At 40.4% G+C, this 20,331-nt stretch carries 13 protein-coding genes, 1 other RNA gene and 2 pseudogenes; 5 read left to right on the top strand and 11 right to left on the bottom strand.

Features of this window, described 5'->3' with window-relative positions; all coding sequences use genetic code 11:
• Positions 1–144: 144 nt before the first annotated feature.
• From F967_RS05150 to F967_RS05135, 4 genes are all read right to left on the bottom strand, one after another.
• Positions 145–1,377: an FAD-dependent monooxygenase gene (locus F967_RS05150; protein ID WP_004798619.1), complete on the bottom strand. Its 1,233-nt coding sequence runs from the start codon at positions 1,375–1,377 to the stop codon at positions 145–147.
• Positions 1,374–2,585 carry a 2-octaprenyl-6-methoxyphenyl hydroxylase gene (gene ubiH, locus F967_RS05145; protein ID WP_004798617.1) on the bottom strand — a complete coding sequence of 404 codons (1,212 nt, stop codon included), beginning with the start codon at positions 2,583–2,585 and terminating at the stop codon, positions 1,374–1,376. The genes F967_RS05150 and ubiH overlap by 4 nt, the downstream gene beginning before the upstream one ends.
• Positions 2,586–3,013: 428 nt before the next feature.
• On the bottom strand, positions 3,014–4,330 hold the full coding sequence (locus tag F967_RS05140; protein ID WP_004798615.1) for an aminopeptidase P N-terminal domain-containing protein: 1,317 nt from the start codon (positions 4,328–4,330) through the stop codon (positions 3,014–3,016).
• Positions 4,331–4,399: 69 nt separating this feature from the next.
• A complete protein-coding gene (locus F967_RS05135; RefSeq protein WP_004681281.1) occupies positions 4,400–5,032 on the bottom strand; it encodes a UPF0149 family protein in 633 nt (210 codons plus the stop codon).
• Positions 5,033–5,097: 65 nt separating this feature from the next.
• Between F967_RS05135 and F967_RS05130 the strand changes: the two genes are divergently transcribed.
• The 4 genes and pseudogenes from F967_RS05130 to F967_RS05120 form a co-directional block, all read left to right on the top strand.
• Positions 5,098–5,652 (top strand): hypothetical protein, encoded by a 555-nt coding sequence (locus tag F967_RS05130; RefSeq protein WP_004798613.1) that lies wholly within the window; start codon positions 5,098–5,100, stop codon positions 5,650–5,652.
• Between the two features lie 2 nt (positions 5,653–5,654).
• Positions 5,655–5,939: a cell division protein ZapA gene (locus F967_RS05125; protein ID WP_004678103.1), complete on the top strand. Its 285-nt coding sequence runs from the start codon at positions 5,655–5,657 to the stop codon at positions 5,937–5,939.
• A 102-nt stretch (positions 5,940–6,041) separates the two neighbouring features.
• Positions 6,042–6,223: non-coding RNA, 6S RNA (gene ssrS, locus F967_RS13625), on the top strand.
• Positions 6,224–6,429: 206 nt separating this feature from the next.
• A pseudogene (locus tag F967_RS05120) lies at positions 6,430–6,708 on the top strand (IS30 family transposase); the annotation flags it as partial.
• An 83-nt stretch (positions 6,709–6,791) separates the two neighbouring features.
• Here F967_RS05120 and F967_RS05115 read toward each other — a convergent pair.
• The 7 genes from F967_RS05115 to F967_RS05080 form a co-directional block, all read right to left on the bottom strand.
• Positions 6,792–7,256, bottom strand: coding sequence for a MarR family winged helix-turn-helix transcriptional regulator (locus F967_RS05115; RefSeq protein ID WP_004678105.1), 465 nt, complete (start codon positions 7,254–7,256; stop codon positions 6,792–6,794).
• Between the two features lie 1,064 nt (positions 7,257–8,320).
• A complete protein-coding gene (locus F967_RS05105; protein ID WP_004798611.1) occupies positions 8,321–10,459 on the bottom strand; it encodes an SWIM zinc finger family protein in 2,139 nt (712 codons plus the stop codon).
• A complete protein-coding gene (locus F967_RS05100; protein ID WP_004798609.1) occupies positions 10,456–11,592 on the bottom strand; it encodes a VWA domain-containing protein in 1,137 nt (378 codons plus the stop codon). The genes F967_RS05105 and F967_RS05100 overlap by 4 nt, the downstream gene beginning before the upstream one ends.
• On the bottom strand, positions 11,592–14,087 hold the full coding sequence (locus F967_RS05095; RefSeq protein ID WP_004798608.1) for a DUF5682 family protein: 2,496 nt from the start codon (positions 14,085–14,087) through the stop codon (positions 11,592–11,594). The genes F967_RS05100 and F967_RS05095 overlap by 1 nt, the downstream gene beginning before the upstream one ends.
• Positions 14,084–15,175: an ATP-binding protein gene (locus F967_RS05090; RefSeq protein ID WP_034431195.1), complete on the bottom strand. Its 1,092-nt coding sequence runs from the start codon at positions 15,173–15,175 to the stop codon at positions 14,084–14,086. Before F967_RS05090 ends, F967_RS05095 begins: the two co-directional genes overlap by 4 nt.
• Before the next feature lie 14 nt (positions 15,176–15,189).
• The gene (locus F967_RS05085; RefSeq protein WP_004798604.1) at positions 15,190–18,960 is read right to left on the bottom strand and encodes a DUF4132 domain-containing protein; all 3,771 of its coding nucleotides are present in this window, start codon (positions 18,958–18,960) and stop codon (positions 15,190–15,192) included.
• 51 nt (positions 18,961–19,011) lie between these two features.
• Positions 19,012–19,974 carry an IS30 family transposase gene (locus F967_RS05080; RefSeq protein WP_004682288.1) on the bottom strand — a complete coding sequence of 321 codons (963 nt, stop codon included), beginning with the start codon at positions 19,972–19,974 and terminating at the stop codon, positions 19,012–19,014.
• Positions 19,975–20,222: 248 nt separating this feature from the next.
• On the opposite strand from F967_RS05080, the pseudogene F967_RS14110 reads away from it, so the two are divergent.
• Positions 20,223–20,331, top strand: a pseudogene (locus F967_RS14110) (IS701 family transposase); the annotation flags it as partial.

The following is a 20,331-nucleotide window of genomic DNA, read 5'->3' as shown; positions in this document are numbered from 1 at the left end:
ATCATCGCTATTTGGCCATCAGAACTTGATGAAATTTAACAAGCTCTTCTTATTTATCAAAGCAAAATATTCATCAAATTGTGCTTTTTATAACCAAATTCACTCTGATTTATAAATGATTGTTTAAAAAATATCTACTATTTTTTAGCAAGCATAACGCGTGTGCTGTAAAGCCCCTAATCCATTCGCTTGTCTCATAAAGCGATCTTTAAACCAATCCAATTGTTCAACTTGTTTTAGACCAAAGTTACGTGCCCAAACAAACGGAAATAATTCTGAACTTTCTAACCAACCAATCGCAGACATACTGTGCATCATGGCATCATTCTGGCCTTTACGTTGGTGTTCATAGCGCAATAAAGTTTGCTCATTGGCCCACACACCGCGTTTTAAATCATGCAATAAAACATCACATAAAACTGCTGCATCCAAGCAACCGATATTTACGCCCTGACCTGCCAAAGGATGGATGACATGTGCAGCATCACCAATTAATGCCAGACCCGATTTGATATAACGCTGAGCTGCTCTTGCTTTAAGTGGAAATTGTGCTCTGGAACGAACCTCAACTACTTCACCCAACATATTTAGGCTTTCTTGGGTCAGTAATTGCATAAACGCTTGATCGCTGAGTGCTGAATATTCATCGGCGTAATCATCTGGTAAAGTCCAGACAATCGACTGCCAATAGCAGTTCTCTTGTGGATCAAGACTCGCCATCGGCAAATAAGCCAATGGGCCTGTCGGTAGGAAAATTTGTCGTGCCACATAATGATTCGGCTGGGTGGTTTTAATCGCGCAACTGATGGCAGCCTGTTTGTAATCCAAAACATCTAGATCAATATACGCTTGTTCGCGGACAAAAGAATTTGCACCATCTGCACCAATAAGTAACTTGGTTTTTAGTGTTGTGCCATCCGCCAATTGAATTGACCAACCTTGTGGAATCTGCTCAATCCGAATCACTTTGACTTGAGTACGATAATCATTGAGCTGCTGTAGCATTTTTTGTTGAATCGCAACATTCAAGACACTTGGTTCAACCATTGAACCTAAAGCTTGATCTGCACGAGGTTGCTGTTCGGAAGCATGTCCAAAATTTATTTCACCATAACCATTTTTATTCCAGACCTGCATACCTGAATAAGGCATTTGGCGTGCTAAATCATTCCAGACATCCACTGTCTTTAGTAGATGAATCGTTGCTTGACTTAAAGCCAACACCCGTGGATTCATCACGGCTAAAGTTTTGTCTTGATCAAGCACTGGTGCAGCATCCAATACTGTTGCTTGCACCCCACCTTGAGCCAACAATAAAGCGGTTAATCCACCGACTAAACCACCGCCAACAATCACAACATCTAAGATTTCACTCATGCTTTTAGTCCCATCGCATAATTGGCAACCAAAGGCTTAACGCCTGGAATCACATCAAATGCAATCAGACCTGTATTGCGTAATAATTTGAGGATTGGATTTTGATTACTGAAACCACGCACCACTGAATCACAGAACTTAATCACACGCTGCTGATCTGTTAAGCGTGCTTGCTCATAAGCCAATAAATTATCAGGATGACCAATATCATCAGACTTCGCTAACTGCTCTAGTAAATAACGAACCAATACATCGGCATCTCGCAAACACAAGTTAAAGCCTTGCCCTGCAACAGGATGAATTGTGTGTGCTGCATTACCCATCAGAACTACACGACCAACTGCCTGCTTGTGAGCCAGAACTTGTGACAATGGATAACTAAAACGTTTACCCGTTTTTTCAAATTTACCCGCACGATCGCCATAAGTTTCTTGTAGGGCATCCAAGAAGTGTTGATCATTTTCTTCACCCAACCATTCAGCTTCAGTACCTTTTTTAACTGGCCAAACGACAGAACGACGATATTCACCAGGTAAAGGCAATAATGCCAATGGTCCTAATGCGCTAAACCGCTCAAAACCAACCTGTTGATGAGGTTTAGAGGTTTGAACCGTTGTAACAATCGCAACTTGGTCATAATCATGTTCATCCACGCCCACACCAATTGCTTGACGGCAGAAAGAATCACGACCATCTGCTGCGATCACCAACTTCGATTTCAAGGAATGGATATATTCACCATTACGCATGGCTTCAATGTGAACCTCATCTGCATCTTGTGTCAGTGATGTCACTTGTACCCCATCAATTAATTCAATCAGAGGCTGCTGACGAACCTGGGTGAGTAATACTCGACCTAACCACGCATTTTCAATGACTTGCCCAAAGCTTTCTACTTTTTCTTGTTCTGCGACTAATCGTGCTTTACCAAAGCTACCCTGCTCAGTGATATGTACTTGCAGAATTGGGGTGGCATGTTGCTGTAAGGCTTCCCACAAACCTAATTTTTGGTAAATCTGCACGCTATGGCGTGACAAAGCGGTGTTACGCGCATCAAAACTTGAGTGATAAGGAGCAACATTTTCATCATCATAATTTGGATATTTCACAGCTTCTAATAGCTTTACGGCAATATTAGATTTTGCCAACATTAAAGCAAGGCTGAGTCCAACCATACCTCCACCGACAATGATGACTTGTTGCTGCATAATATTATTCCTTATCAGTTTTTCATGACTTGATGTTAAGGGTCTGTTGATATTTCATCTATGGTTGCGTTATAGGCTAAAACAACTTAAACGAGGCATGAAACGTAGGCAATGGCAACTCCTTGTCAAGTTTCATAACAAAGTTTAAGGAAGTTTTAGCCATAACCCTGTGGGACAGGGATATTTTTTGTCGCTACTGCGTTATGGCTTATTTATTTAGAATGACTAAATTTCATAAGCCATGCCTTATATCACCTAAAAAATATCCACTGTCGCAAGCATTTATGAAATATCTACAGACCCTAGCCTATCTTACTCTAACTTAAATCGACAATGGAATTTGTACTTTGTTTGGTCTGTGTTTTATTTTAATTCGACAAATAAAAAAGGCTTATCCCAGAAAAAGCCTTTAGATCAATATTTCTGACTTAACTAGCCATTAATTGCTCAATTTCTTCAACAGTTTTCACTACATTTTTCGTCAAAACCAACGGTCCATTTTCAGTGACTAAAACATCATCTTCGATACGAATGCCGATACCCCGCCATTTTGCATCAACGGTTTCATCATCGGGTGCAATATACAAACCTGGTTCAACAGTGACTACCATACCCACTTCGTAAGAACGCCATTCTTCGCCCGTTTTATAGGCACCGACATCATGCACGTCCATACCGAGCCAATGCCCAGTTCCATGCATAAAGAATTGACGGAATGCTCCGCTCTCAACCAACTCATCTACATTACCGCTCAGTAAGCCGAGATCAACCAAACCTTGAGTTAAAATTTTTACAGCGACTTCATGTGGATATTTGTAGTGATTGCCGATACGGGTTGCATCAATCGCAGCTAGTTGTGCATCTAATACAATATTGTAAAGTGCTTTTTGCTCAGGACTGAACTTACCATTGACTGGGAAAGTGCGAGTGATATCAGATGCGTAGAATTCATATTCACAAGCAGCATCTATTAAAACCAAATCACCGTCTTTTAATGGTTTATTGTTTTCTACGTAATGCAAAATGCACGCATTCTCTCCACCACCGACAATACTATTGTAGGCTGGCACACAACCATTTTTACCAAAAATATAATTGAGTTCTGCTTCAAGTGCATACTCCATCATTTCTGGTTTTACGCTTTGCATGGCACGAGTATGGGCTTCAGCACTGATATTCGATGCGATCTGCATTAGCTCGATTTCTTGCGCTGATTTTTTCAAACGCATTTCATCAATAATTCGGTCTAACTGAATCATTTCAGCGGGTGCAGCACCACCACGACGCTGCTGTGCATCTGCTTTTTGAATCCATTGGCTGACACGTGCATCGAATTCCGCATTTTGACCAATACGATAATAAAAACGCTTTTTATTTAACAACTTGTCGATAATTTCTTCATCAAGCAGATCAATTGCATACGCTTCATCTGCATCATAGATTTCAATCGCACCATCAATCCCAGCACGATAACCATTCCAGATTTCCATCTCGCGATTACGTTCACGGCAGAACAAGCTATAGCTATATTCCTCGCCCTCTGCAAAGGTTTCGATTACCGCAACGGCTTCGGGTTCTGCAAACCCAGTCAGATAATAAAAACTACTGTCTGCACGATATTTATAATCCGCATCGCGATTACGATACATTTCTGCTCGCGTCGCAATAATGGCAATGCTGTTGCTGCCTATGTGTTGAGCAAGAAGATTACGGCGTTGTTTAAAATCGGCTTGACTTAATTTCATATTGTCCTTCTGATGAAGATGAATGATTGTAAGTATCTTTATTTATAAGAGCTTAAGGCACCGCCCGAGTTAACTCGGACGATGTGGGGTAAACATTTCAACGACATTTTGTGCATCGCCAATATCCCCCTGATTCTTACTTTTTGCATGAAAGTTTTGTAATAATGAGCTTTCGGCTACAGCAATCTTTTTACGGCCAATCGACAGACTCACAGGAATCAGGCGTACAAATTCATACAGTTCCTGATAGCTTTCCTCACCCTCTTCATCATTGTCCGAATCCTCAAACTCAACAGCTGCAACATCTTGTAAATGTTCAATCAGCTCTTGTTCTTCTGCACGAATATGACCAGAAGCCAAACCAAAACCAAGGACCACACCTGCACACCAATCCGCCAATGCCTGAACACGGTCTACAAGCAAATGAGTGTCGTCTGGCAACATCGGCAAATAATCTAACTCATCGTCAGACAAGGCATGAGAAACATCTTCGCTTTCGTCAGTTAAGCTTTCTAACGCCTCTTCCGATAATGCAGGAACATTTAAAGTATTTAAAATTTGTGACCATTCGTCTTTGGTTGGCGCTTGTGTGACACAAACTATACCTGTGAGTAATCCATGTAACTCACTTGGACTTGAAATTTCTTCAATCCCATCAAAATGAGCATTCCATTCCGTCCAACCTGAAATATCGTCTTGCATTCGTTTATCCAATCTCTATACTGCTGTATATATTACCTTTGATTGCAACTCTGTGCGACCTCGTTATGTTAGAACAATTACAGCGTCTACAAGCGCATATTGGTGTTTTAAAAACACGTTTACATCATTTAGAGCGAGAAAACACTTCGCTCACTGAGGCTAAAGCTTTAGCTGAAACTGATCATCATGCACAAGTTGTGCAGAAAAATAGCATCATCATGCAAAAGCAGGAAGAAGTTGATAACTTAACTGAACAACTGACTCAGTTACAAGATCAATTTAAACAACTGAATACTGATGCAACAACTTTGGCTGAACGTTATGGACGTTTAGAGAAAAGTACCACTGATCTTAAAAATCGCTTTCAGGAAATTCTGGCGGAACGTAATGATCTACGTGTCATCAAGGAAAAACTACAGGCACAGCAACGTCATAGCCAACAGGAAATTCAGGACTTGCAACAGGACCGTGATCGTTTGTTGCAGAAAAATGAGTTAGCAAAGTCTAAAGTTGAGGCGATTATCCACCGCCTAGCCGTTCTTGGTACAGCCGAGGATCAACATGCACAAGAGATTCAGCAACTCGCCCATCCAAATGCTGAACTACAAGAGGAAAACTGATCATGAGTGAACAAGTGACAGTAGAACTTCGTTTAATTGAACAGACTTTCCGTTTAAACACGACTGAAGATAAACGTGAAGAATTAGAGCGTGCAGCTGAACTACTGAACCAAAAGTTTCATGACATGCGCCGTAATGCTCCTCGTGTAGAACATAACAAACTTGTGATTATGGTGGCCCTGCAAATGGCTCAGGAAGTGTTTAGCCTGAATAAGTCTTTACAGGAATATGCCCATTGTGAACACCTGCTCCAGACCATTTTGGAAGATGTGGAACAGACTGTGTAGAAAAATACCTAAATGTTAAGATTATTTGCACAAAGCCCCATCAATTAATAATTATCTTTACAAGTAGCGATTGTCATCGTGTAAAGATCGGTTATACTAAAACTGTCTCTAGGGTGTTCGCCAGTACGTCCAGTCCCCTGCCGATACTTAAATTTATGGATGTGTTCTGTGTATTTTGAGTGTATGCCTGCCTCGAGTAGGAAACCCATTAAGTATACGTCACCTCCACCTTGAACTCATCGGGTTCAGGGTAACGACCATGCAGCGGCACCTCTGGAGCATTTTATTTTTAAAATCAATATAGGCAGAGTAAAACTTGAAGTGCGACATAAACCACCTAATTAATTTAAAGGGTTTATGGAGTATATAAAATTGTCATACTATCATCTTAGCTTTGAAGATCGTACTGCATTAATGCTTGAGTCAAGAAAAGAAAGCTTTTCAGCCAGAAAATTTGCTGAACTCATTAAAAGACATCCTGGTACGATCTAAAGATTCTATATTACAGGATATTAAAACTATTCATGAGCGCCCAACTGAAGTTCAAGAAAGAAAAATACCAGGTCATTGGGAAGCTAATTTAATTAAAGTTAAAGACAATAAAATTTCGATAGCAACACTTATTAAACGAAATACACGGCTCTGTATCTTGGCAACATTACCTGATGCAAAGGCAGAATCAGTGCGCAAGGCTTTAACTGAAGCTCTGAAATATTCACCTGCAGAACTGCGTAAAACGTTGACCTATGACCATAGAAAACATTACTCCAGAATTCAGTATATTTGATTGATATAAGTTCTCTATACCTAAAATAAAAAAGGCTTCATTATTGAAGCTCTTTTTATAGGAAATTAGCGCGCCAAGTTCTTAAACATATGTTTGAGAATTTCCATAGTTTTCTCAATCTGTAATGGTGTCAGACCATCAAAGGATTGCTCTAGAATAACGGAAGTGAGGTCATTGACCTTGGTGATCATTTCCTGACCTTTTTCGGTTAAATAAACGCGGGTAATTCGACCATCTTCTTTACAGGAATAAGTCTCAATAAATCCCTCATCCTTTAAGCGGTAAACAATTTTTGTTGTCGTCGACATTTTAGAAATGACCATATCTGAAAGCTCAGACACACTGGCATGAGGTTTTACATGTAATGCAATGAGAATGCGGCGGCGAGAGTTATCTAAACCATACTTTTTAAGTACGTTGTCAATGTTTTGAACATACTGGGCATTTACTTGAGAAATCCAGTAAAAAGGGAAGTCTTCCAAGTTAAATGAATCGGCTGTAGGTAAAAAACGCGCATATTTTTTAGGCATTACTTATTTCCTATGCTTTCTACATTGAGTTATATCGAATAACTCTAAGATTCCATGAAATGTCTACAATTTACCTGTTAGAAAAACCATGAAATCTGATTTTTCTATCATTCCATTTATAACAAATCTTCTTAAAGAAAGCTTTATACTCTCTTTATTATGAATAAGTAAACATCATATAAATCGTATTAAACTGTTATGAATGATGACCTTATAGCTAAATTCTAAAAATATTAGTACATGGAAACATCTGTAAAACCTGATTTCCTATGGTTTTAGATGTAATGATAAATTACGTATTCAGCTATAGTTACTCATTTTCTCCACTTGTGTTTTACAACTTCGCTATTTAGCTGATTTGTAGAACTGTTATATTGTAGAAAATAAATACAAATTATAACGTGACGTTTTTGCAAAAAATTCTGTCTAAAATGTCATAAATATACGAAATCAATATACTTATAAATAAATAACACTTGAAAAGTTTCTTTATTCAATCATTTGAATTGAACATTTGGTTAAAATATGGCATTTAAAAGACTCTATAAAAGTTGAATAAATACATTCTTTATCACATTCTTCGGGTAATTTTTGAGCTTTCATTTTTGAAAAAATAGGTAAGCGTCCGCTGAAGACACCTTATGAATTCGTCCTATAAGCCTTAATTTAGTCCGCACTTAAAAATAAGTGGGGACTTAAATTTATGGCTACAAATAACCAGACATCCATCGCATCTCTTGCGAAAAAACGAAGAACATATACTGCTGAATTTAAACGTCGGCGAAGATATCAGTGAAAAACTGAATTTCAGACCAGCACCGTTCTATAAGGAACAGCATGTACGTGGCAAATGGGTCCGTGATCAGTGTGACACCCTAACTCAGCAAGCGATGCCCGCTTATGTTATTGATAATCCGAACAAAATTAAAAAATAGCCATGGGGTTCAGCGGACGCTTACAGAAGAAATTATTTAGACCAATGATCAAAAACTTCATTGATGACTTTATTCTCGATAAAAATCATCTGCTACCACAGAGAGTCTATAAATAACAGTGCGTAAGTCCTATTTATTATCAATATTTAATTGTATTGGCAAAAAAACCTGCATTCTTAAAAGCAAGTCACACACATAGACCAAACGTAAAAGCAGCGCTGAATTTAGTTGAGAAGTATCCAAAATTAAGTTGATTTGTCTAACTAAAAGGCTCATTCCCGCATCCTGTGCCAACTGTCGTTGCTGCTGTAGTATTTCAACCTGCGAAGCACTCAGCAACATACGCCCTGAACAACTAAGACTGAGCAATACCTCCAAAATCGGTTCACACACTTTCTGGCTCAAGCTGATTTGAGTTGAAGCAAATTTAGCTTGCTGCTGTTTTTTCTTCGCCAACAGTTGCTCAATACGTCCAACGATACTTTCTTTTAAAGTTTTTTTTGGTTCAGCCAATTGGTCAAAATCAAGGTTAAACAGTCGACTCTTGCCATTTTGAGTGATCAATAAACTCATCGGTGATAGAACCAATTGATGCCCTTTAATTTGGCAGTATCCAAAAATAGAATGGACCTGTACCATTTGGGTACATAAGCGTTCAAGCTGACGAATTTTCTCTAAGTCTTGTGTTTTCCAGTCCAAACGCAAATGCAATGTTGATCGGTTTTGGTCATAAACTGTCCACCATAAGCATTGTTCAATCTCATCTACTTTTGGGCTGTCATAAGCAGAGATATTAAGAAGTATCGTTTGATTAATTCCGTCTATAGTCTGTAACTGTTGCTGCCAATGCTGCTGTAATGTCTGCCAGTCATCAAATCCGATCTGTTGGTAAAGACTAAAATCATCAATTTTACTTAGGCTATTTAAAGGCAAGGCACGACTTGTCCCTGCGGCAGATAACCGTCCATCTTCACCAAACCGAGGCTGTTGTAAACGTACTTTTTTCTGCATCAGTTGTTGAGCAGTTAACATCCAGACACTCTGCTGAGACCATGCAGTATGACGGGTAAAGTTGGGATCATTATTTTCAGCACGCGCCAAAGTGACTTCAAAAGTTTTAGGATTTTCCAATTCTGAAAAATACAGGCTCATCCCACGTGCTCCCCCAAGCGTCCGCCACCAACGTGCGCCTAAAGGTAAAAGCTGCAAATCAGCTTGTTCTTCATCAAGCTGATAATGCTGTCGCAGCTTCCCTCTCAATTTTAATAGCTGTTCACCTTGTGCATGTTGAAGTTGATAGAGATAAGCATTCATCTGCGCTAGATATAGCAGTGTATCCTGTTCTGAACTGTGCTCGTCACGATTTAATAGCCGATTTACCTGTCCACTGAGTTGCCTTAGCATTGCCGCCAGCCGTGGCAGTGATTCACTTCGTGCCGACATATTGAGTAAATGCAGTTGCCGTGCCGTGATTTCATTGACATGGGATAGGCCAAATTCAAGCAACTGTGCCAGATCATCTTTTAATTGAAAAATAAACTGACGTTCACTCTCGCTTAAAATTGCAGGATTTTCTGCTTCACTCAGTTCCAGTTCAGCCCATGATTTTCCCTGTAAACGCTGTACTTCACTTAAAGCCGCCAGATAATAGGCTGATTGATCTTTTTCCAGATTGGACAGCATGCCTGCAAAACCAGCTCCTGCAACATAAATGATGTCCTCAGCCAGACTTTTGATCTGAATCTTTAAGCGATACTGTTCTTCTAATAGTTCCGTTTGTTGCTCTTGCTGCCAAAGGCGAGCCAATTTAATCGCTTTTTGGGTTTGAGCTTTGCCTATTTTTTTGGCAAGTTGATTTAAATCAAATGCAAGAATCTCTTCAATAAGATTGGGTTTATTTAAACTTACTTGAGGCTGTTCGCTAGATGCAACAACCGAAATCTCAACCAATTCAGGTGTATCTTGTGTCTGATTTTCGATCTGTTGTTGAACTGGGTTTTGCAAATGTTGTTGTAAATACAGCACTGCGGCAACGATATGCTTACATACACCTATTGCAGGACAAGTACATGATGCGTTGACTAAACCTGTAGCCGATAAACAAACTTGTTGACCATCACTCTCAATCGTGATCTGTTCAGCTTGTTCATTCTGTAAAATAACCTTTTCCGCTTCAATATCCTTTAAGGCACGGCGTACCAGCCCCGCATTGGCATAGGTTGCAAGGCTATCTTGATCATAAGCCAAATATTGTTGTTGCCAGCTCATTGTATCACCTCTGCCATCCATTCAGCAAAATGTTCAGGTGTTAAAGCTGCCACAGACATGCCGCGTTCATTCAGTTTTTGTGCCATCTGAATGTCATACACTGGATTTGCCTGTTCATCCAAAGCGGCCAAGCCCAGTAATTTTACCTGCTGGCTTTGCAAGCGACTGATCGCATTAAGCAAATGCGCCACTGAACCGCCCTCTTCAAAATCACTAATCAAGGTAAAAATGGTCCGATTGGGTTGAGTCACAAAACGTTCACAATAATTCACTGCTTTGGCAATGTCTGTTCCACCGCCCAACTGCACCGTTAGCAATACCTCAACAGGGTCATGCGCCATATGCGACAAGTCCACAATATTGGTATCAAATAATACGAGATGAACTTTAACAGCAGGTAAGCTCGCCAAAATACTGGCACAAATCGCGCTATACATGACTGAGTTCATCATCGAACCACTTTGATCCACACATAACACCACCGTCCAGGGTAAATGACGCTGTACCCGTGCATTGAAGAATGGCTGTTGAATAATCAACTTATTTAGATCATAGTTATAATGTTTTAGATTTTCCCGAATGGTACGCCGCCAGTCAAAATTCTGACTATTGGCAATCAATGAACGACGAAAACGGTTACGACGACCATGAATCGCATTGATAAAATTCGGTTTTAAGCGTGCAACAATCTGCTCCACCACCGTTTTAATGATCTCTCGAACAGCATCTCGGGTTTGTGCATTCATTCGCCCACGCATGGTCAATAAAGCTTTTGCCAATTGCGGTGTTGGTTCCAGACTTTTTAAACTTTGTGGATCTTTAAGCAAGGCATCTAACTGATACCGCTCAACTGCCTGGGTCTGTACACGCTCAAAGGTACTTTGTGGAAATAGTTTGCGTGCCTGATTGAGCCAGTTAATTGCAGTAAGTTGTGAATCATCAAGTGAACCATGACGTGATTCTCCTGCTACATGTCCGCGCTGTTCATACTCTCGGTTGTATAAATAATCAAGGGTTCGTTCCAAGCGAAGTTGTTCTGCATCGAGTTGTACCTGATTTAATGCTCGATCGCTATAACGACCTAAAATTAAACGCCAACGGGCTGCAAGGTCTTTAGAATTTGAATCACCCATTACGCTAACCAACCTTGTAAATTTTGATCGACTAAAAACTGCTGTAGCTGTTGATTCAACTGCACACCTTGCAACATTTCAGCCTGTGATACCTCACTCATATATTGAGAAATATCCAGACTTGAAACATCATTCAACTGTGCAATTTGTTCCGCAAAAGCTGCGGTTTCTTTTGGTTTAAAATAGGTAAATGCTTGGCGTAGATCAGGCAGAATCGCGACAAAAGTAGCTTCATCCCACTGCAATAAAAGCTGATTAAGTAACTTTGCCATAGCAGGATAACGCAATAATAATTCAGGGGCGCTTTGCATCATGCCAGATAGATAGGCCACTGCATGTTCAGGGCTTGCACCGATGCCAAAATGCTGCTGAATCGATTGTTGTAGGTTTTGTTCGGTCAAATCACCATCAATAAAACGTAAGGCATCCACTGCACCTGCCAATATATCTAGCTTTTGCCAATCGGTATGTAAACGCGCCAGGGTTTCATAGAACTGTGTCAACCAATCCGCTTCACCCTCCACTACGCGCTGAATCTGTTTAGACAAATTGCGTAACTGCAACACTTGATTGAGAATCTGCTGCTGTTGATCTGCGGGCGGCGTTGCCAATTGTGAAAGCAAAAACAAGGCACTTGGAATCACCTGTTCTAACAACCCTTTTAGTTCAGGCTGCTGTTGAAAAGCCAAAAAATCCTTACCTGTCCATAAATTTAATAGTTTTTGCCCGCATTGAATGACCGAGTCCAGATCAGGATCATTGGGTAAATATTGTTGAATTTCGGCAAAAAGAATTGGAATTTGTTTATGTAATCCCATCAATGCTGCACGAATTAAAAGCTGTACTGCAAGATGAGAAGATCGCCCTTGTCCAGACTGAGAAAAAGTCTCTTTGAGTTGCAGTAACTTCTGTACTGCGATGGTATTGAGATCACTTCCTAATTCTGACAATCCAATCAATTGCGCTTCAACATGCGGAGTCCATGCATAGTCCCATTCTTCAAACAGCAAATGTAAACGTCCACCGCCCAAAAAGTCAGGGCCACTAACTGATTTGGCAAAACCGACTTGTAAAAATTCCAGCAAATGTAAAAATCGACTGCGCAAACGATGTTTCTGATTACGGAATACATCCAGTTTCGCGCGTTTGCTGGTGGTTTCATCCAGTTTAAAACGATGGATTTTGGCCAACTCATAAACTTGTGCCAAGAGTGGCGGCGTTTGAGTAGATTGAACCACCTGCCCTAAACGAGCCCCACTTAAAATCTGGTGAAGTAAATGCTGAAAGGCTTGCTGCCCCTCATCCAGACTACCTTTGACAAAACTGCTTTGGCAGGCATCAATCAAATCAAAACGGCTAATGAGATGATGCTCTCTTAAACTGGCTAACCTCATCGCCTGTTCAGTGGCATTTTTAATGGTAATAAAACTACTGTCCAGAATCTGCTGCTCACGCAATTGTCTTGAAAAGTCAGAAAGCAACTCAACAGTTAAGGCTTGCCGTTGTTCAACATCATTTGCAGAGTCATCCATCATTTGCTGCCAACAACGCTGATAAAAAGCGGGCGATGGCATACCTGAAGCATAACCATTTAAGGCATCAAGGCGATCAAAACTATAACGAATCAGCCAAGCTTGATCATTCTGATCAGCTGACTTTATTTTTTTGATCTTTTTTGGTTTTTCAGATAACAGTTGTTTAGCTAATTCCTCAATTAAAGCTAAAGTGTGGAAACCACCTGTAATAACACAGATTGTGCCCTTATTATTCTCATAGCACTCTAAAATGCTCTGCAACATACATTGTTCACGAACCAGAGAGGCATCAGCTTCCAAGACACTGTCTTCATAGTCCAGACGAGACATAGCACACCAGACAAAAACTTCATGGAAAAAGTTTTGCCAGTCATTCATCTCTTTTTTGGACTTTAGCTCAAATAGATGATCCCAAAGTTCATCATGGTTACGGCAATGCAACTTATGCGCTAAGGCTTGTAAATACTGGCTATGCCCTAAATAACGTTCTTGTTGTAAGCTTCGGCTTTGCCATGTTTGTTCAGCAAAGGTTTGTAATTCATGCTCAACCTGACTGCTCCATGCCAAATCAATAAACTCAACCTGGGCATTAATTTCTGGCGCATAACGCAGCGCTGCCCATTCAGGTGAATAATCACAAAATGGATAATAGGCCGTACGGGTTTGTTTCTGCTCAACGGTTTCCCCATTTACAGCATCAACATTCTGTTCAATGATTTCGGTTTGACACAACACAGCCAATGGTGGCTGACTTTCTGGATGCTGTAAATCTGCAATTAAACGATTAAACGAACGTGGTGCCTCAATCAACACATGCGTAGCCTGCAACTGCTGTAAGGCTTGTAAAGTAGCGTAGGCACACGCTGGACTATGATGGCGAATTGGTAAAAAATGAATCCCCCTTTCAGCCAAAGCCTTTTGCCATGCTAGGGCGTGTTGTAAGCGTTGAGGTATGGTCATTGCCAAAACGTCTTCCCAGCATCAAAAAAAGCTTTCCAGGTAGCATCCAGTTTCGCCCGTTCACGTGCCACATTATCCATATAAAAACGCATCCGTTTGGCATCATCCGCATTATCTTTGAGCACCACACCGATCAACTGACGGGCAATCGCGGCCCCACTCAAGGATTGATCACCCAGATAATAGCCCTCTAAAGCAGCAGCATAGGCAATATTCACTGCTTCCGCTGTCGACATCACCGCGTCAGGCGTTTTAATCGACGTACCATCTTTGGTTGTGCCTTGGCGTAACTCTTGGAAAACTGTAACCAGTAGATCGACCACAGATTCAGACATTTGAATCTGATCAGATAAATCGCCTAACTCACGTTTTAACTGAGTCAATACTAATTCACGCTCAAACACAGGATCGGCAATCGGGCGAACGGTTTCAAAATTAAAACGACGTTTCAATGCCGAGGACATCTCATGCACACCACGATCCCGCAAGTTGGCAGTGGCAATAATATTAAATCCTGCTTTGGCATAAACACGACCTTGCTCACCTAACTCAGGAATCATCATGGTCTTTTCAGACATCAGTGAAACCAGCACGTCCTGAATTTCAGGTGGACAACGGGTGATTTCCTCAAAACGAATAATCTTGCCTTGTTGCATGGCTTGATATACAGGCGATGACACCAAAGATTTTTCATTTGGACCCTCTGCAAGTAATAAGGCATAGTTCCATGAGTATTTTAAATGGTCTTCGGTTGTACCCGCTGTCCCCTGAATGGTCAGTCCAGAATCACCGCTAATCGCAGCTGCTAACAACTCAGAAAGCATGGATTTTGCTGTACCGGGCTCACCCACTAACATCAAACCTTGTTTTCCCAATAAAGTGACAATAGCTCGATCTACCAAGGCATCATCACCATAAAATTTACGGCTGATGGCAAGTTTTTCATCACCAAGAATAAATTGGCGTACTGCACGTGGTGAACGTAACCAACCTTGTGGCTTGGGTGCATGGTCATGCTCAGTTAATGTTGCCAGTTCTTCTGCAAAACGTTGTTCGGCACTGAGTTTAATAATGTCTTGTTGATTCATATTTTTACCATTTTCTACCACGGCGTTTTCTTCTGCCATTCAGGATCAAAACCAGAACATGCCTCAGCAACTTTTAAATAATCTGCATAGGTCTCAGCCAACAACACAGGCGGAACATCTGCCAGATTCATCCCACTGTCACGCCACGAATGCACATTTTTTTTCTCAAAACTCAGGTCATATAAAACGGCTGCAAGATTTTCTTCAGGCACATAGCTACCACTAAAACGAATCACCGCAGATAAACCGATTTGACTAAATGGCTTAAAGTAACTATCAAAGGAGCCGCCATCTTCAATCGAGGCACGTTGATAGCCCAGCTTAGTGATCACACCACGCAAGGTAAAGGTATCGGTTAACCAACCTTTACGATCTTCAATGATTTCAGCCTGTGCTTCAAAAACAGGAAGCTGGTGTGTCATTTGTTCAAACAGAAACTTCACTTTATAGTCTTTAAAGTGCGCTTGCCATGCCTCAGCATCCTCAGCACTAATCAAAACCACATGCGCAATTTTAATCTGGCTATCTGCCGACAATTCAATTTCATCATCTTCCAGATTTAACAGACTGCCATCATCACTCGGACGGAAACTGTGTAGAATCTCACCCTCTGTAGAAATTTCCAACCAAACCAAACGTTGAATCAAACGCTTCATAATCGGATGTGCAAACAGGTATTCTTGCCAGTCTGCACTGCTCCATACACGTTCACTACACATCGCCTCATATAGACGCTGTGTCTGTAAATCAATGACCTGTTTAAATTCTTTCTTACTGCTGCTGAACAATGATTTCGCTTCCTTGATTAGGCTTTCATCATCGCCTTGTCGTGCAGCAGGTAGGCTTTTGATGATCTTGCCATCTTCATTTTTCAGTACAAATTTATCTTTTTCATCCACATAAGCAGTTAGAATTCGTGAACCATATTCTAAACTCAGTACACCCGCATCGTCCAAACCAGCGGTCGGGATGGTACGATCTGCCAACTCATCACTGCTCCATTGATTACGCTCAGCAATTTGCTCAACCAGTTGTTTTGCCAGAGTTTGAACTGATGCAGTACGATAACGACGTGAAAGACTGAGCAGCAATTGAATCATGAGTGGATCATCACTGACTGAAAAACCACTCAACATTGCTTCAATTTGCGCACGACGTTGATAGTGTTGCTTCATATAATCCTGCAACAATTTCACCGCAATACTGCCCTGTGTTTTAAAGGTGAGTGCCAGCATGCCCTTACTTTTGATGGCAGAGCCTAAATAAATTGCCAGACGTTCACGTTTAATTTCCTCAACCACTTCTTCTAACGTGATGTGCTCATAACGCCCATAAAATTCAGGGTACTTTTGTCCCCAACGCTTAAATGAATCTTGATAAGATGCTAAACGACTTGGCGCTTCTTTAGTTGCAACCTCCATCGCCTCTTCTAAAGTTGGATTACGTGTATCCTGATAAATAAAGCTTTTTAGTAAATGTAGCGAAAGTGTCTGTTGACTCTTTTCATTCAACAGCCCCATATAACGCTGTAACAAGGCATTTGGAATCGGATCTTTTAATTTATCCGCTAAAATTACCCACCACTGAATAATTTTGGGATCAACTGTCGTTCCATCCTGCCATTGGGCTTGAGGTAAATGCTGTAAATCAAACCAGATAAAGCTACTGGCAATTTTACCTTTTAGTCCTTTTTCAGCATCTTTCAGCAAATTTTCAGGTGAAAGATAACGACTGATATCTTCCCCTAATTGCTCCAAAGCTGTCAGAATTGCAGCAATAACAACTTCTTTTTTCTCTTTTTCCAACAACGCATATAAGGCAGGCACAGCGGCTTGATGCTGTAAACGGGCCAACCATTCAATCGCGGTAATACGAATTTCCTGTTTACCATTTTCCAGCGCTTCAATCGCACGTAAATGGATATCAGGGAGTTTTCTCAATACTTCCTGAGCATCAAAACGTAAACGTTTTCCATCCCCCAGAGCAAACTCAAGTAAACGAGGAATAAACTGTTTTGGCAATTGTGGGAAACGTTGCAATACACCAATTGCATGTAAAGGCTCAAAACCATGGTAGCGTGATTCACTTTTATCAGGTGATAAACCCAACGCTTCAGCAATCAGATCAATATGCTCCATAAAAAATGGAACAACCTTGTCATCCTCTGCAATATAACTACTCAAGTTTTCATAGTAATAGTTCTCTAAATAACTCTCGGCAATCATACGCGCAGGTTTTTCAAAACCCAACTGTTTCATCAACTGTTCAAGCTGACGCAACTCAAGATTTTCATAATGATGTGGTTTTAGCAAACTATTGAAAAGTTCATTCCAGTTAATCCAGTTTCGTCCGTGATAACTTAAACGTAGCGCATGTTCCAGACCATACTCAGGCAGATTTTGCAGCTTATTCTGGTGGGTCAGGATATTATAATGATCACCGTGTATCTGGGTTCTTTTCTTGCCATTAATTGTGGAGAACAACTGCTGGCTGATCTGCTCTATTTTGAGTTTTTGCAGGTCTTTGTAATTACTTTGCGCCCAAGTGCTTTTATAAGAGGCTGTTTTATTATCTTCGATTTCTTGCTCAGCACGTAGTCTGGCTTTTTCCAGTAATGCTTGATAGTTTTCCACAATGATTGGGATAAAACTTTCTGGAATATCCTGCGTTTCAATAGCCTTAATTTCAGGTAAGGTATAATCAACCTCAACCACCTGCTGCAAGCTCTCAAGCCGTTGTAAAGCAGCAATAATCAGCACTTGTACTGATTTTAATTTTTCACTGTCTGCGGCTTGTTGCAAAATGTCTCGGTTTTGCTCACCCAGACGCGCCAGTAAATCCGCCGCAAAACTGCGCTGTTTGCTCTCACCATTCAACAGAAAATGTTGCAAATATTGCTGACTTTCTGTCTGATTAAGCTGCGACAACAATACGGTTGCCTGTTCACGAACAGTTTTACTTGAACTAAGCGCAAGCATAATCATCAGCTCAGTTTGTTGTTGCAATAAGTCTGAATGTTGAGCAATAAATTCTAAAAAAATCCCCTGTGCTGCGGCAGACAGCTTCGGTAAAATCTCCCGAACCTGTTGGGCATGTTCATTGAAAAATACGACACTATCGGAAAGTTTAAATAAAACGTTAAGCTGATCATGGTGATAATTATTAACCCCATCTCGCTCAAATAAGGTTGCAATAAAACCCTCAATATTATTTTCAGGCTCAGATAAATACAGTTGTTTGAGTACTGCCAGTGTCCAGAGATCACGATGTGACTTTTTCTGGCGATCATCAAAACTTTGATGGTTAAAACTACTTAATAAACCATCGACCAAAACGTAACCGAACCATACAGGGCTTTGTTTGGATAATTGAGAGTAATTTCGTTGTTGAGTGGCTGCTTCCAAAAACTTGCCATAACGGATAATCTGTTCGCTGCTGAGTTTTGAAAAAATATTGATATACAGCTTATAACGTGCGTTTTGGGAAGCTTTGCATAATTTCTCCTGAGCTTTAGTCAATTCTGAAGAGGGCCAAAACCAGCCATAAGTGCCAGGACTACCCAACAATGCACAGGCTTTATCTGTCGCTTGTTGTTGTAAGGTCATTAAAACCTCAGGATTTTGTCCATTTACAATATAGTTTAAAACCTGATTCGGCAATGCTGCATCCACCTGTGCCAAAGGTTCAACAATTGTGTTGATTAAAGCCAAGGTTTCTGAATCCAATGAATTTTGCCCTTGTGGGTTGATCAACTGATTCACTTTATTCTTAATACTTTCAAACATTGAATGGCCTCTTATTTTCCCCAATTATTTACTTAATCTTTAATGGCGGATTCAAGCGGCAAGTGCAACAGTATAAAAACCAGCCATAACTTCACTCGGTGTATACCAACCTAGGGTTTTTCTAGGACGATGGTTGAGTGCAAATTCTATCTGCTCTATTTGTTCCTTTGACACGTCATCAAACGATGATGATTTTGGCAGATATTGACGGATTAAACCATTCGTATTTTCATTTCTAGCTCGCTGAATAGACTTGTAAGGATCAGCAAAATACGTCTCTATGCCAGCATCAGTAATTCTTTTGTGTTCGGAAAATTCTTTGCCATTATCAAATGTCACACTATAAGCATGGCTCATTTGTAAACGATCTAGTGCACAAGTAATCGTTTGAGAGGATGCTCTCGTTGGCCCTAAATGAACAATATGTACATACAGGCTCTTTCGATCAACGAGAGTCAATAAAGCACCTTTATGATGTTTACCAATCACCGTGTCACCTTCGAAATCTCCTAAACGTTGTCGTTGATCAATGACCTGGTCTCGGCAGTGAATACTTGTTTTATCAATGATTTGACCCCTACGATCCGTGTTTTTGTAACCGCGTTTTCGATATTTCTTCTGATGCCTTAAGTGTAGATGAAGTTTACCACCTTTTGATTTATCTTGATAAATGTACTGGTAAATCCACTCATGTGAAGGTACATCCAGCCAACCGCGTTGTGTTAAAGCACCTGAAATTTGTTCGGGTGACCAGTCCAAACCAATCAAATAATCAATATAAGCGAAGGCAAATGCTGTCATTGATGATGAAGGACGGTACCGTCTTTGACTTGCAAATTTAGCTGCCTGTTGAGCTCTATATCCACGTTGCCCAGTATTTCTTTTTAATTCACGGTAGATGGTTGATCGTGAACGTCCTAACTCCCGAGCAAGGGTAGCGATTGAACTTTTACTTTTCAAAGTAGCATAAATTTCGTATCTTTCATCTTGAGAAAGTTGGGTGTATTTCTTCATTGTGTGCTTTCCAATTGCGAGTTGAAAAAGTCTAATGATTCTATGAATACACCTAACTTTTTCAACTAATTACAAATGTGTTGCACTTGGGATTTGAATCTGCGAATTTTAAAAAATATATATCTGGCTTTTATTAAAGATTCCTAATAACGCTATTCTACTCATCAATTATTATTCTTTATTTAATAAATTTAGGACTTACGCATTGACGGATTCAAAAAAGTATTAAAATACTTTATAAAGTATCTGTGATCAGACGAATTAAACATGCTTCTACAGCAACTTGTACATTACCCATTTATATGGGCTTTCTCATGACAGAACCGAACTCTATTAGCTGCACACAACTTGCCGAGA

Origin of the sequence: Acinetobacter sp. CIP 102637 (genome assembly GCF_000368425.1) — a bacterium.
Taxonomy (GTDB): Bacteria; Pseudomonadota; Gammaproteobacteria; order Pseudomonadales; family Moraxellaceae; genus Acinetobacter; species Acinetobacter parvus.
The sequence above is the reverse complement of the archived record's forward strand: the minus strand, read 5'-3'. Positions and strand labels throughout refer to the sequence as shown.